Annotated in this window: 11 protein-coding genes; all 11 read left to right on the top strand. The window is 73.4% G+C overall.

Translation table 11 applies throughout. The features are described 5' to 3' along the window. Positions 1–2: 2 nt before the first annotated feature. Positions 3–224, top strand: a complete 222-nt coding sequence (locus tag ABD223_RS30630; protein ID WP_344040091.1) for an MbtH family protein — start codon at positions 3–5, stop codon at positions 222–224. 177 nt (positions 225–401) lie between these two features. Next, positions 402–1,346 carry an ABC transporter ATP-binding protein gene (locus ABD223_RS30625; protein ID WP_344040090.1) on the top strand — a complete coding sequence of 315 codons (945 nt, stop codon included), beginning with the start codon at positions 402–404 and terminating at the stop codon, positions 1,344–1,346. 2 nt (positions 1,347–1,348) lie between these two features. Next, the gene (locus ABD223_RS30620) at positions 1,349–2,182 is read left to right on the top strand and encodes a hypothetical protein (RefSeq protein ID WP_344040089.1); all 834 of its coding nucleotides are present in this window, start codon (positions 1,349–1,351) and stop codon (positions 2,180–2,182) included. Positions 2,183–4,773: 2,591 nt separating this feature from the next. Continuing rightward, positions 4,774–6,237, top strand: a complete 1,464-nt coding sequence (locus ABD223_RS30615) for an FAD-dependent oxidoreductase (RefSeq protein ID WP_344040088.1) — start codon at positions 4,774–4,776, stop codon at positions 6,235–6,237. Positions 6,238–6,310: 73 nt separating this feature from the next. Then, entirely contained in the window at positions 6,311–7,231 is a 921-nt protein-coding gene (locus ABD223_RS30610) for an ArsR/SmtB family transcription factor (RefSeq protein ID WP_344040087.1), read from the top strand. A 100-nt stretch (positions 7,232–7,331) separates the two neighbouring features. Next, a complete protein-coding gene (locus tag ABD223_RS30605; protein WP_344040086.1) occupies positions 7,332–8,516 on the top strand; it encodes a LeuA family protein in 1,185 nt (394 codons plus the stop codon). 11 nt (positions 8,517–8,527) lie between these two features. Continuing rightward, positions 8,528–9,925, top strand: coding sequence for a 3-isopropylmalate dehydratase large subunit (leuC, locus tag ABD223_RS30600; protein ID WP_344040114.1), 1,398 nt, complete (start codon positions 8,528–8,530; stop codon positions 9,923–9,925). Beyond that, positions 9,913–10,512, top strand: coding sequence for a 3-isopropylmalate dehydratase small subunit (gene leuD / locus ABD223_RS30595; protein WP_344040085.1), 600 nt, complete (start codon positions 9,913–9,915; stop codon positions 10,510–10,512). The genes leuC and leuD overlap by 13 nt, the downstream gene beginning before the upstream one ends. Beyond that, the gene (locus tag ABD223_RS30590; protein WP_344040084.1) at positions 10,509–11,537 is read left to right on the top strand and encodes an isocitrate/isopropylmalate dehydrogenase family protein; all 1,029 of its coding nucleotides are present in this window, start codon (positions 10,509–10,511) and stop codon (positions 11,535–11,537) included. Before leuD ends, ABD223_RS30590 begins: the two co-directional genes overlap by 4 nt. 108 nt (positions 11,538–11,645) lie before the next feature. Beyond that, on the top strand, positions 11,646–12,743 hold the full coding sequence (locus tag ABD223_RS30585) for an SAM-dependent methyltransferase (protein WP_344040083.1): 1,098 nt from the start codon (positions 11,646–11,648) through the stop codon (positions 12,741–12,743). Beyond that, a complete protein-coding gene (locus tag ABD223_RS30580; RefSeq protein WP_344040082.1) occupies positions 12,740–13,885 on the top strand; it encodes a pyridoxal phosphate-dependent aminotransferase in 1,146 nt (381 codons plus the stop codon). The genes ABD223_RS30585 and ABD223_RS30580 overlap by 4 nt, the downstream gene beginning before the upstream one ends. Positions 13,886–13,893: the final 8 nt, after the last annotated feature.

Here is a 13,893-nt window from a genome sequence, read left to right as displayed (position 1 = left end):
CGGTGAGCAACCCGTTCGAGGACCCCGATGGCCGGTACGCCGTGCTCGTCAACGACGAGGGGCAGTACTCGCTGTGGCCGACCTTCGCCGAGGTGCCCGCAGGGTGGTCGGTGGCGCTCCAGGAAACCGACCGGCAGACCTGCCTGGACTTCGTCGAGCGCACCTGGACCGACATGCGCCCGCGCAGCCTGGTCGAGGCGATGGAGAAGACGGCGGCCGACTGAACGCCCCGCTCAGGAGGCCGCGACGGCCCCGACGGCACCGCGCCGTCGGGGCCGTCGGCGTTGTTGATCACCCGAACGGTCTCTGTCGAAAGTGCCGGTCGCCTGCTGCTTACGACCGATGGACCGGCCGTCGGCAGTCCCTAACCTCGATCACGACACCACCGACGGAGGGCTTCCTTGATCACGCTGAGCGGGCTGACGAAGCGCTACGGGGACACCGTGGCAGTAGACGACCTGAACCTGGAGATCGCCCCGGGACGGGTCACCGGCTTCCTGGGACCCAACGGTTCCGGCAAGTCCACCACCATGCGCATGATCCTCGGGCTCGACAGCCCGTCCGGGGGCCGGGCGTTGATCGACGGGAAGCCCTACGCGGCGCTGAGCCACCCGCTGCGGCGCGTGGGCGCCCTGCTCGACGCGAAGTCGCTGCACCCCGGCCGCCGGGCCCGCAGCCACCTGATCGCGATGGCCCGCAGCAACGGCATCCCCCTGTCCCGGGTCGACGAGGTGCTGGAGATCGTCGGCCTGGAGAAGGTGGCGCGCAAGAGGGCGGGCGCGTTCTCCCTCGGCATGGGGCAGCGGCTGGGCATCGCCGGCGCGCTGCTGGGCGACCCGGACATCCTCATCCTCGACGAGCCGGTCAACGGCCTCGACCCGGACGGCGTGCGCTGGGTCCGCGAGCTGGTGCGCGAGCTGGCCGGCGAGGGCCGGACGGTCTTCGTGTCCAGCCACCTGATGAGCGAGATGCAGCTGACCGCCGACCACCTGGTCGTCATCGGCAAGGGCAAGCTCATCGCCGAGGGGCCGATCGAGTCGATCATCGGCAACAGCTCCGCCACCGCCGTGCGGGTGCGGGTGCCCGATCCCGCCCACCTCGACCGGCTGCGCGAGCAGCTGCTGCGCCACTCGTTCACCGTCACCGCAGAGACCGCCGACAGCGTCACCGTCGCGGGCAGCGCCGTCGCCGAGATCGGCGACCTCGCCTTCCAGGAGGGCGTGCGGCTGCACGAGCTGCGGGTCGTCGAAGCCTCGTTGGAGGAGGCCTACATGGAGATCACCGGCGCCAGCGTCGAGTACGGCGCGCCGTCCAGGGGCGCCGCGAACACGGAAGCGCAGGTCTGAACATGACGGACAACCTCGTTCCCCTGGCGGGGCGCGCGCGGCCCAGGGCGTCGAACGCCGAGCTGCCCACCCCGCGCGGCGGTGGGTTCCCCGGCGCGGTGTCGTCGGAGTGGAGCAAGTTCTGGACGCTGCGGTCGACGTGGTGGACCCTGATCGCCTCCACGCTGCTGCTGGCGGCCTTCACCGCCGTGATCGCGCTGGCCACCCGGCTCCAGGTCCAGGCCGAGAACGGCCAACCCGGCTCGGTCCCGGTGGGCAGCGTGGGCGTCTCCGGGTTGCAGCTGGTGCAGTTCGCCATCATCGCGCTGGCGATCATCGCCGTGTGCTCGGAGTACCAGACCGGCAGCATCCGCTCGACCCTCCAGTGGGTGCCGAAGCGGGTTCGGATGATCGCGGCCAAGACGACGGTGGTCACCGTCGTGTGCGCGGCGACCGGGATCGTGTTCGGCCTGCTCGGGGACGGCATCGCCTGGATCGCGCTCGGCCCGTACCGCAGCGGCGGCGTCGACGACGTCGTGCGCGACGTCCTCGCGGTCACCGTCTACCTGACCTCGCTCGGCGTGTTCAGCATGGGGCTCGGCTTCATGATCCGCAGCACCGCGGGCACCTTCGCGATCGCCCTGCTGGCGGTGTTCGGCCTGCCCGCCGCGTTCCAGGCCGTGGACAGCGCCATCCTCAACACCATGGGCCAGTACCTGCCGCTGTCGGCGGGCGGGTACCTGATCGACCGGGCCGTGGAACCGTACGGACCGGGCACCGCGGTCGCGGTGCTCGTGGCGTGGGCGGTCGTCGCCGTAGTCGCGGGCGGGGTGCTCCTCAAGCGCCGCGACGCCTGACCGGGATCCGGGGCGGCCGGTGAACCCGGGCGGCGGTCGGGACGCCCGGGAAATGCCCGCGCCCGATCGGGGTCTTCCCCTGCCGGGCACCGGCGGCAGGGGAAGAACTCCGCGCCTTCGGGGATCGCATCGGCCGATTCGGCGCGGGTCCGCCCGCGCCGACCGTTCCGGGACGCGGTCGCACCCGGAATGCGCCTCCCGACCGGTTCCCGTCGTCCCGGTGGCCGATTCGCGGGTGGGTGACCAGGGCCTCGTTCTCCGGAATTCGCGTCGACCCGGTCGGGGGAACGGCGCCGGTTCGTGATCGACCGGTGGTCACCACGGCGGTCTCGGTCGATCCGCTCATCCGCTCGGCGGAGTCGTGATCCGCGCCCGGTGCGATGTGCCGGCGGCACGGCCTTTCCGCTCATGGGCGGGTGTTGTGACGGCTGCTGCCGTTGTGCGGCGATCCGGGTCCGGATCCCTCCGGTTCTCGCGGGGAAGAAGACCTGGTTCCCCGGTCCGCACGCGACCGAACGGGACGATCCGGGGCGGGGTGTTCCACCATCGCCCGAACGAGGGATCCGCCTTGTCGGCGGTCCTGCGCGGGAGCGGATCACAGGATGGCCGGGAGTTCGAATCGGCGCCGTGGTCGAGTGGAATACGGTCTTGCCGGAAAGGCGGCCGCGGCTCGTCCGCGGAGCAATCGGGTGCGGCACCCGGCGTCGACCGGCTCCGCTAAAGGACGTGAGACCGCGGCGCGTTCGCACGTGATCGGCGACCGCGCCGAGGAGTTCGCGAGCGGCTGTCGCCACCGATCCGGCGAACACCGCCCTCCGGGTCGACTCCACCGCCGTTTCGTCGTCGCGCGGGAGGCACGCGCGCACCCTCCCGCCCTCCCCGTTCCGCCACTCCGCCCGACTGCTCCGGGCCGCTGGGAAAAAGCCCCTCGGAATTCCGCCGGCGGTCGCCGGGCCCACCGCCTCGTCGGTCGACCCGGGAAGTGCGGTCCGGACGCCGGGGTCGCGATTCGAACGGCTGCGGGTCCGGCGGTTGTCGACGATGCCGGGGCGAACGCGGTCGTCCACCGCGCCGGCCGCGACCGCAAAGATCAAGATTCAGCCCACCAACCGCGGTCAAGTCGCCCATTCGCGTCAGAAGATGGCTCGACAGTGGTGTTGACGGGGCAAGGTGACGCGGAAGAACCCCAATTGGGGTAGTGCGACGAGACCTGCGGTCAACTCAACGTGAGCGTCGCCGACCCTACGTCCGGGGGTTGACTCCGAAGGCGGCCCGTGTGGTCGAGGTCGAGGGGGCGGTGTCGACCCCTGCCCGCTGCGCCCCGGCCGGACCGGAGTCGCGGTCGGAGCGGTGAACGGGGCGCCCGTCGACGGCGCTGCGCCCCGGTCGATCGGGTCCGGGCCGCGGTGCGGCGGATCCGGTCCCGTCCGCGCTCGTGTGCCGGCGAGCGGATTCGCCGGCCGGCGGGGAGCGTGAACGCGAAACGGAACGAGGATCCCGGGAGGCAGTTCCGAGCCGACCACGTTCCTGTGTCGAATGGCGGTGAGGGGGCGTGGGTCGACTTGCGCGCGTGGTGACCCGGTCCGGGATCGGTGTATCACCGCGGTGGTGGGAATGGGCCCCCGGGTTCCGTGATCCCGTGATGTGCCGGCCGGGGACCACGAGTGCGGCGGCGGGCCGCGGGCGGCAGCGCGCCCCGATGGCGAGAATCGGCGTTCACCCTGGCGGTCGGGTTCCGGGGTGAGGTCGGTGTTTCTTCCCCTGGTCGTCGTGCCGCACGTAGTTCACGTTCTCCCGATTCCGGTCTTTCGGCGGGATCAGGGGAACGCGTCGACGGGGCGAGGCCGGGATTCGCCGGTGCGGAAAACGGCCGGCCGTCGCTCCGGGATCGCGCCGCCGGGGTGCGGGGCCGCGTTCGGCGGGCATTCGCTTCCTCCCGGGGAAGGCGAAGACCCGTGATCCGCTCGACTGCGGGGCTTCGCCTTTCCGGTGGTGCGACTACCGGTGCCAGGGTGTCCTGGCTCTTGTGCGTGGATCGCACGCGCTTTCGCCGGAATCCCACCCGGTGTCTCGACGTGCCGACCGCCGCGGTGTCGGCCGGGTGCCCGGGGCGCAACGCGTTGCATTGGTGTCCGATGTTCTCCTCTGGTCCTTTTTCCGGGGCCGGGTGACCGCCTTCGCTTTATTGAGTCCCTGGGTCCGGAGGAGGTGGGAGCGGTCGGAGCCGATTCGAGGGGCACTTCGGCCGGTGCGCGGCAAACTCGGTCGGTAGACGGTGGTTTCCCGCCTCCTCCGCTTGTCGGAGGCGTTGGACGTCCCTGGGCGACTTCACGGGCGAGGTGCCGGTTGAACCACCTCGGATACGCCATACGGCCGATACTTCGGGTTGCTTGACACCTTCGCGGAAGCTCTTGCAAGATGGGCCCGGTCAATGGAGGCCAGGTCGTGGTTCGCACCGGTCGGGAAGCCGGCGTGTGAGGGCCATTAACATTCTTGTGGTCGGTGATTGTCGATCCTCTTCGGCCCGCTCGTGGGGCAAGGCCGCGATGTGGCTAATGCCTGTGATTGCGGATACCGGGAATTGAGGGAGCATGGCGGGCGGAGACCGGGAAGAGAATTTCGACGTCGTCGTCGTGGGCGGTGGGCCCAGCGGGTCGACGACCGCCGCGCTGGTCGCGAGGCAGGGCCACCGGGTGCTGCTCCTGGAACGGGACCACCACCCCCGGTACCAGATCGGGGAGTCCCTCCTGCCCGCCACGGTGCACGGCGTCTGCCGCATCCTCGGCGTCGCCGACGAACTGGCGGACGCGGGTTTCCCGCGCAAGCGCGGCGGCACGTTCAAGTGGGGCGCCTCCCCGGAACCCTGGGACTTCTCGTTCGCCCTCTCCCCGCGCATGGCGGGCCCCACCTCCTACGCCTACCAGGTCGAGCGCGCGCGGTTCGACGAAATCCTGCTGCGCAACGCCGCGGCGGAAGGCGCCGAGGTCCGCGAGGGGTGCGCGGTCCGCCGCGTGCTGACCGAGGGCGACCGGGTGGTGGGTGTCGAGTACACCGATCCGGGCGGCGCCGACGTCGTGGTGCGCGCGCGGCACACGATCGACGCCTCCGGGAACACGAGCAGGCTGCACCGCGAAGTCGGGGGACCGCGGCAGTACTCGCCGCACTTCCGCAACATCGCCGTGTTCGGCTACTTCGCGGGTGGGCGACGGCTGCCCAGCCCCAACAGCGGCAACATCTTCTCCGTCGCCTTCGACGAGGGCTGGATCTGGTACATCCCGCTGCGCGACGACCTGACCAGCGTCGGCGTCGTGCTCGCCGCCGACCGCGCGGGCGACGTCCAGGCCGACCCGGAGCGCGGCTGGCTGGCGGCCATCGACCGCTGCCCGATCGTCGCCGAGATGCTCGCCGGGACGCCGCGCGCCACCGAGGCGCCCTATGACCGGATCCGCGTGCGGAAGGACTACTCCTACGACAAGGAGGCGTTCTGGCGACCGGGCATGGCCCTGGTCGGCGACGCGGCGTGCTTCATCGACCCGGTGTTCTCCTCCGGCGTCCACCTCGCGACCTACAGCGGTCTGCTCGCCGCCCGGTCCCTCAACAGCGCGCTCGCGGGCGACCTGCCCGAGGACCTCGCGTTCGGCGAGTTCGAGGCCCGCTACCGCCGCGAGTTCGGCCTGTTCCACGAGTTCCTGGTGGCCTTCTACGACCTGCACCAGGAACGCGACTCCTACTTCTGGAACGCCAAGCGGATCACCGGGGCCCAGGCGTCCGAGAGCGAGGCGTTCGTCGAGCTGGTCGGGGGGATCGCCTCCGGCGACAGCGGGGTCCGCGTCCCGGCCGGCGGCCTGGCCGAGGCGGTCGCCGCCGCGGCCGACGGCGGCGAGGACGCCAACCCGCTGCTGCGCGCCAAGGTCGTGAGCGCGTCCCTCCAGGAAGGCGCCCAGTTGCAGGCGCTGGCCGAACTCGGGGAGGACAGCGGTCCGCAGACCCCGTTGTTCCAGGGGGGCCTGGTGCCCTCGGCGGACGGCCTCCGCTGGGCGCGGCCCGCCGGCTGACGCCCCCGACAACCCTCCGGTGACGCGCCGTGCGGCGCCACCGCCCATCGCTGTGCCGGATCGGGGAGGTAACGTGCAGCGGATCCACTTCAACGCCGAGGACCTGGCCAGGATCCACGTCGTCAGCACCCTCGGGCACGAGGCCGAGGCGGTCTTCGCGCTGGGCATGATCGCCAGGGGGGCTGCCGCCCACTTCGGGCCGTGGCACCACCGGCTCGCCGTGCACCTGGGCGCGCACCACGACGCCGTGCAGGGCGCGGCCAGGTCGGTGCGCATCGCCGACCTGGTGCGGCTGGTGGGCGACGCCGCGGGCACCGCCCGCACCGGCGCGGCCCGCGACGTGCTGCCCGCCGTGGTGCGCGAACTCGACCGGCGGGCGATCCAGCCGTACTGGCCGGGCATCAGCGCCTACCTCGCGGGCGAGCGCGACGCGCACGGGCGCACGCTCCTCGCGGGGGGCGTGGCGAGCCTGCTCGCCACGCTGCACCCGGCGATCCGCTGGTGCCCGCCGGTGCTGGAGGTGCCCTCCGACGACGACGAGGACGTCGAACTCGGGGGCGCGGGCATCGTGCTCGCGCCGTCGCTGTTCCTCACCGGCAGGCCCGCCGTGCTGGTCGGCCCCCTGTCCTGCGACGGGCAGGTGGCGCTCGCGTTCTCCGCGACGCCCACCGCCGACGCCGCCGCGGGCCTGTGGGGCACCCGCGCGCTCGTGCGCGAGTCCCTGGGGCCGCTGGTCGGCCGCACCAGGGCGCGCCTGCTGCGCGAGACCAGGACCGGCTGCACGACCGGCGAGCTGGCCCAGCTCCTCGGCATCTCACCGGCCTGCGTCAGCCAGCACACCGGTGTGCTGCGCGAGGCCCGGCTGATCACCACCCGCAGGCACCGCAACACCGTCGTGCACTGCATCACCACGCTCGGCATCGCGCTGCTGGGGGAGGACTTCGCGTCACCCCCGCCGGTGCCGGTCGGGCAGCGAGTTTCGCAGCTGCCTTAAAGGCGTGGTGCGCGACCGCGGGGTGCGCTGGGATGAGACCGGCGGGGGCAGACACCGAGCACTGCTGGCGGTTCGGCGAACCGCCGGGACGGAGGGCCGAGTGAGCGGCAACAACGAGTGCCAGCCCAGGAGGATCGCGGTCTTCGACGCCACCCTGCGCGACGGCGAACAGGCGCCGGGCAACGCGATGTCCCCGGAGGACAAGCTGCGCTACGCGTTGGAGTCCGAGGCCTTCGGCGCGGACGTGATCGAGGTGGGGTTCCCCGCGTCGTCCCCGGCGGACTTCGTGGCCGCGGGACTGGTCGCCAACGCCTTGACCACCGCCCGGTTCTCCACCTTCAACCGGTGCTCGCGCCAGGACATCGACGCGTCGGCGGCCGCCGCGGGCATCCACCCCCGCCACCAGGTCGCCGTCTGCGGCACCGGCAGCGACCTGCACCTGGAGCACAAGCGCGGCATCACCCGCGAGCAGGCGCGCGCCGAGGGCCGCGACGCCGTGGGGTACGCGAAGTCGCTGGGCGCGACCGACATCGCCTTCTGCGTGGAGGACGCCAGCCGCGCCGACCGCGACTTCGTCAAGGCCCTGGTCTGCGACGCGGTCGAGGCGGGGGCCACCACCATCGGCATGGCGGACACGACCGGGTCGGCGACCCCCGACGAGTACGCGTCGCTCTTCGCCGCGGCGCGCCGGTGGCTGCCCGCCGACATCACGCTCTCCACGCACTGCCACGACGACCTCGGCCTGTCGCTGGCCAACGCCCTGGCGGCCGTGCTCGCGGGCGCGGACGAGGTGCAGACCACCCTCGCGGGCATCGGCGAGCGCTCCGGCAACACCCCGCTGGAGGAGGTGGCGGCGGTGCTCGCGGTCAAGGGCGACGGCCTCGGTCTCTCCACCGGCATCGCCCTCGACCGGCTCTACGACTCGTACCTGCGGCTCGCGGAGACCATCGGCCTCCGGACGCCGAGGAACAAGGCCGTCTTCGGGGACAACGCCTTCGCCACCCAGGCGGGCATCCACCAGCACGGCATCCTCCAGAACCCGGCCACCTACGAACTCGTCGACCCGGCCCGGTTCGGCAGGCGGCGGCGGCTGCTGGTCGGCAGGCACTCCGGCCGCGCGATCGTGCGCCACCTCCTCGTCGACCTCGGCCGGGCCGACGACGACGAGCTGGTCGAACGGCTGTACCAGGAGCTGGTCGCGGCCCGCGCGGGCGCCGAGTGCGACGAACTCGACGCGCTGCGCGCGCGGGTGGCCGCCGAGCTGGAGGCGGTGACGCGCTCGTGACGCCGCGGACGATGGCGCAGAAGGTCTGGGACGCCCACGTCGTCACGACCGCGGGCGACGGCGCCGACCTGATCTACATCGACCTGCACCTGGTGCACGAGGCCAGTTCCTCGCAGGCCTTCGACGGGCTGCGGACCGCGGGGCGCCGGGTGCGCGCGCCGGGGCTGACCCTGGCCGTCGAGGACCACAACGTCCCCACGCACACCCTGCGGATCACCGACCCGATCAGCGTCGAGCAGCTGGAGACCCTGCGCCGCAACTGCGCCGAGCACGGCATCGAGCTCTTCCGCCACGGCGACCGCGCCCAGGGCGTGGTGCACGTGATCGCCCCGGAGCTGGGGGTGGTGCACCCCGGCATGACCGTGGTGTGCGGCGACAGCCACACCTCCACGCACGGCGCGTTCGGCGCGCTCGCCTTCGGCATCGGCACCACCGACCTCGAACACGTGCTGGCCACCCAGACGCTGGCGCTGCGCAGGCCGAGGACGATGGCCGTCGAGTTCACCGGGCGGGCGCCCGCCGGCGTCACCGCGAAGGACATGATGCTGGCGCTGCTGGCCGAGGTCGGCGCCAACGACGCGGCGGGGCACGTCATCGAGTACCGCGGCGACCCGGTGCGCGAGCTGTCCATGGAAGCCCGCATGACCATGTGCAACCTCAGCGTCGAGGCGGGCGCGCGGGCCGGGATGATCGCCCCGGACGACACGACCTTCGCCTACCTGGAGCGCGCCGAACGCGCGCCGACCGGGACCGCCTGGGAGGACGCGCTGGCGCACTGGCGCGCGCACACCACCGACGAGGGCGCGGTGTTCGACCGCACCGTCCGCCTGGACGTCTCCGGGCTGACCCCGTTCGTCACCTGGGGCACCAACCCGGGTCAGGCCGTCCCTCTGTCCGAGGTGGTGCCCGAGCCGGACTCGTTCTCCTCCGAACCCGAGCGCGACAGCGCCCGGCGCGCCCTGCGCTACATGGACCTGCGCCCCGGGACGCCCATGCGCGACATCCCCATCGACATGGTGTTCCTGGGTTCCTGCACCAACGGCAGGGTCGAGGACCTGCGCGCGGCGGCCGACGTCCTGCGGGGCCGCAAGCTCGCGCCCGGCACCGAGATGCTGGTGGTGCCCGGCTCGATGGCGGTGCGCGCGCAGGCGGAGGCCGAGGGCCTGCACGAGGTGTTCACCGCCGCGGGCGCCTCCTGGCGGTTCTCCGGGTGCTCGATGTGCCTGGGCATGAACGCCGACCGGGTGCGCGGCGAACGGCGGTGCGCGTCGACGTCCAACCGCAACTACGAGGGCAGGCAGGGACCCCGGGCGCGCACGCACCTGGTGTCGCCCGCCACGGCGGCGGCCACCGCCGTGCTCGGCCGCCTGGCCGCGCCCGCCGACCTGGAGGAACCGTGCTCCCGCTGACCGAGCACACCGGCACCGCCGTCCCGCTGGCCCGCAGCGACGTCGACACCGACCAGATCATCCCCAGCGACTACTGCCGGAGGCTGACCAAGACCGGGTTCGCGCCCGGGTTGTTCGCGCAGTGGCGGCAGGACGAGGACTTCGTCCTGAACCAGTCCCGCTACGCCGGGGCCACCGTCCTGGTCGCCGAGCGCAACTTCGGCACCGGCAGCTCGCGCGAGCCCGCGGTGTGGGCCTTGCGCGACTGGGGTTTCGCCGTGGTCGTCGCCGAGGGGTTCGGCGACATCTTCGAGCGCAACGCCCTCAAGAACGGCCTGCTCACGGTCCGACTGCCCACCGCAGCGGTCACCGAGGTGCGCTCGGCCGTCGAGGCCGACCCGGCGCTGTTGGTCACCGTCGACCTCGTCGGGCTGGAGGTCCGGCTGGGCGAGCGGCGGTGGTCGTTCGACGTGGACGGGCACGCCCGGTGGCTGCTGCTCAACGGCCTCGACGAGATCGACCTGACGCTGTCCCACGAGGACGCCATCGCCGCGTACGAGCGAGGACGGCCCCACTGGCTGGCGCCGGGCACGGCAGGGGTCCGGTGACGACCGTCGCGGTCGTCCCCGGCGACGGCATCGGACCCGAGGTCGTCGCCGAGGCGGTGGCCGCCGTCGACGAGCTCGGGTTGGGGATCGACTTCGACGTGCTGGACGGGATCAACGCGCGGACCTACCGCGAGCGCGGCGCCGCGATGACCGACGCCGACTTCGACCGGGTGCGCGCGGCCGACGGCGTGCTGGTGGGCGCGATCGGCCACCCGTCGGTGCCCGACCCGGCGTACGGGCGCGGTGTCCTGCTGCGGATGCGCTTCGAACTCGACCTCTACGCCAACTACCGCCCGGTGCGGCTGCTGCACGACAGGCTCAGCCCGCTGCGCGACCCGACCCGCCGGGGCATCGACTGCGCGATCGTGCGGGAGAACACCGAGGGCCTCTACGCCGGGATCGGCGGCGCCCTGCGCCCCGGGACCGACGCCGAGGTCGCGGTCGACACCGAGGTCAGCACGCACTCGGGCGTCACGCGGGTGCTGAGGTTCGCGCTGTCGGCGGCGACCCGCTCGGTGTGCATGGTGGACAAGGCCAACGCCGTGGAGAGCGGGGGAGGCCTCTGGCAGCGCTGCTGGGACAGGGAGCGGCGGACCCGGCCCGACCTGGAGACCCGCCACCTGTACGTGGACGTGGCGGCGATGCGGCTGGTGCGCGACCCCGACTCGTTCGACGTGATCGTCACCAACAACTCCTACGGCGACATCCTCAGCGACCTCGCCGCCGAGGTCGGCGGGGGACTGGGCTGCGCCGCGTCCGCCAACCTCAACCCCGAGACCGGCGCCGGCCTGTACGAGCCGGTGCACGGCAGCGCGCCGGACATCGCGGGCACCGGGCTGGCCAACCCGGTGGGCGCGGTGCTCAGCGCGGCGCTGCTGCTCGACCGGCTCGGGCACGCCGGGCCCGCGCGGTCGCTGCGCGCGGCGGTCCGGGAGACCGTGGAGGCGGCGCGCTGCACCCCGGACCTCGGGGGCGACCTCGACACCCGGGCGGCGGGCGCGGCCATCCGCGCCGCGTGCCGGTGAACCACCCGCTCGACCCGATGCCACCCGCTCGACCCGCTTGACCCGATTCACCCGCTCGACCCGCTCGACCCGCTCGACCCGCTCGACCCGAGACTTGGAGGGGCGCACGTGACGATCCCGGAAGCTGTGCTGGTCGAGGACCCGGCCGTGCAGGCGGTGTGGAAGCCCGTCGTCGGCGAGGGCGTCCCGGACCTGGCGGCCCAGCACGTGCTCGCCTCGACCCTGGTCGGCCTGGGCCGGGCCGGCATCGCGCAGCGGCTGTCCGAAGAGGACTGGACCGGGCTGGCCGACCTGGTGCCGGCCGGCGGGGTGCCGCACCTGGTGCGCAACGTCCTGCGCTACCTGGAGATCCGCGGCGTCGTCGAGTCCGACGGGATCCGGTGGGTGGGCGCCGAACCCGCGCCGGGGTGCGAGGACGGCGGCCGGTGGAGGCTCACCGGCCGCGGGGCGGTGCTGCTGTCGCGGGTGGGCGAATCACTGCTCGGCTTCTACGTGGAGGCCTACGGCCCGGTCCTGGCGCGGATCGGCGGGCTGCTGGACGGCACGGTCGACTACGGCGTCGACGTCGAGCGCGACACCGAGGCCCTCGGCCGCCGCTGCGAGCCGATGACGATCAGCTTCCTGGCCCGGCTGCTCGGGGACCTGATGGCTCGCCGAGGCGCGCGCTCGGTGCTCGAACTCGGCTGCGGCACCGGCGGCCTCGCCCTGCACATGGCGCGGACCGACCCGGAGTTCCGCGCCATCGGCCTGGACATCGCCGAGGACGCCATCGCGCTGGCCGAGCGCCGCCTCGCCGAGGTCGACCTCGGCGGTCGCGTCCGGTTCGTCGTCGGGGACGCCTTCCAGCCCGACACCTGGCCCGCCGCCGCGGCCGACTGCGACTTCTACCTGGCCGTGGGCGCGCTGCACGAGCAGTTCCGCGACGGCGAGGACGCGGTGGTCGAACTGCTGTCGCGGTACCGGTCATTGCTGGCGGCCAAACCCGGCCGCGTGCTCCTGCTGGCCGAACCCGAGCTCCAGATCAACGCGGGCGACGCCGAGTACTACCTGGCGCACGTGCTCACCAAGCAGGGCTTCCCGCAGGGCAGGCAGGCCTGGCTGGACGTCATCGCCGCCGCGGGCCTGCGCTGCGAGCGGGTGTACGCCCAGCCCAACGTGGAGTTCCGCTTCGCCTTCTACGAGGTCACCGCCGGGGACCCGGCATGATCTCCCGGCGGGCGGCGGTCCTGCCCGCCCCCGTCCTGCCCGACCTGCTGGCCAGGGCCGCCGGCGCCGACGTGGTCGACCTGGCCCTCGGCATCCCGCCCAGCGGCCCCGCGCCCGACCTGTCGGACGCGGCCCACGAGGCGCTGCGCTCGGGCGCCCACCAGTACACCGACCCGGCGGGCCTGCCCGCGCTGCGCGAGGTGGTCGCGGCCGAACTCGCGCGCGAGCGCGGCGTGCCGGTCGACCCGGACCGCGAGGTGACGATCACCTGCGGCGCGACCGAGGGCGTGCTGGCCGCGCTGCTGGCGGTGACCGACGCCGGCGACGAGGTGCTGGTGCCGGACCCCGCCTTCGAGAACCACCCCGGCGCCGTGGTGCTGGCGGGCGCGGTGGTCCGGCCGGTGCCGCTGGTCGGTCGCCGCTGGGCGCTCGACCCGGACGCGCTGGCCGCCGCGTGCACCGCGCGCACCCGGGCGGTCCTGCTGAACACGCCGCACAACCCCACGGGGCGCTCGTTCACCCGGGCCGAGGTCGAGGGCGTGCTGCGGCTGTGCGAGGAACGGGACCTGGTGTGCGTGACGGACGAGGTCTACCACCGGTACACGTTCGACGGCAGGGAGCACGTCTCACCGCTGGGGCTGACCGGCCCGGGTGAGCGCGCCGTCGTGGTCGGCAGCTTCTCGAAGGTGCGCGGTGTCCCGGGGTGGCGGCTGGGGTACGCGGTCGCGGGCGAGCGGCTGACGGCCGCCCTGCGCGGCGTCCACGCCAGGCTCACCCTGGGCGCCGCCACGCCGCTCCAGCAGGCGCTCGCCACCGCCGGACCGGGCGGCGAGCCGTGCGGGACCGCGGAGTCCCGGGCGCGGCGGGCGCAGCTGGTCGCCGGGTTGGGCGAACTCGGGCTCCGGGTGGTCGAACCCGAGGGCGGCTGGTTCCTGCTCGCGGGTGTCGACGGGCTCGGCTGGGCCTCCGACGAGCTGGCGGGGAAGCTCGCGGCCGAAGCGGGCCTGCTCGTCGCGCCCGGCACGGTGTTCTTCGCCGACCCCGCGGAGGGCAGGCGGTGGCTGCGCTTCAACCTGGTGCGCGACGAGGCCACGACGGCCGAGGGGCTGCGCAGGCTCCGGCGATTCCTGAACGGGTCGTGATGCGCGCG

The organism is Saccharothrix xinjiangensis (assembly GCF_039527585.1).
In the GTDB taxonomy this organism is placed as follows: Bacteria; Actinomycetota; Actinomycetes; order Mycobacteriales; family Pseudonocardiaceae; genus Actinosynnema; species Actinosynnema xinjiangensis.
This window is presented reverse-complemented; position numbering and strand designations above follow the sequence as displayed.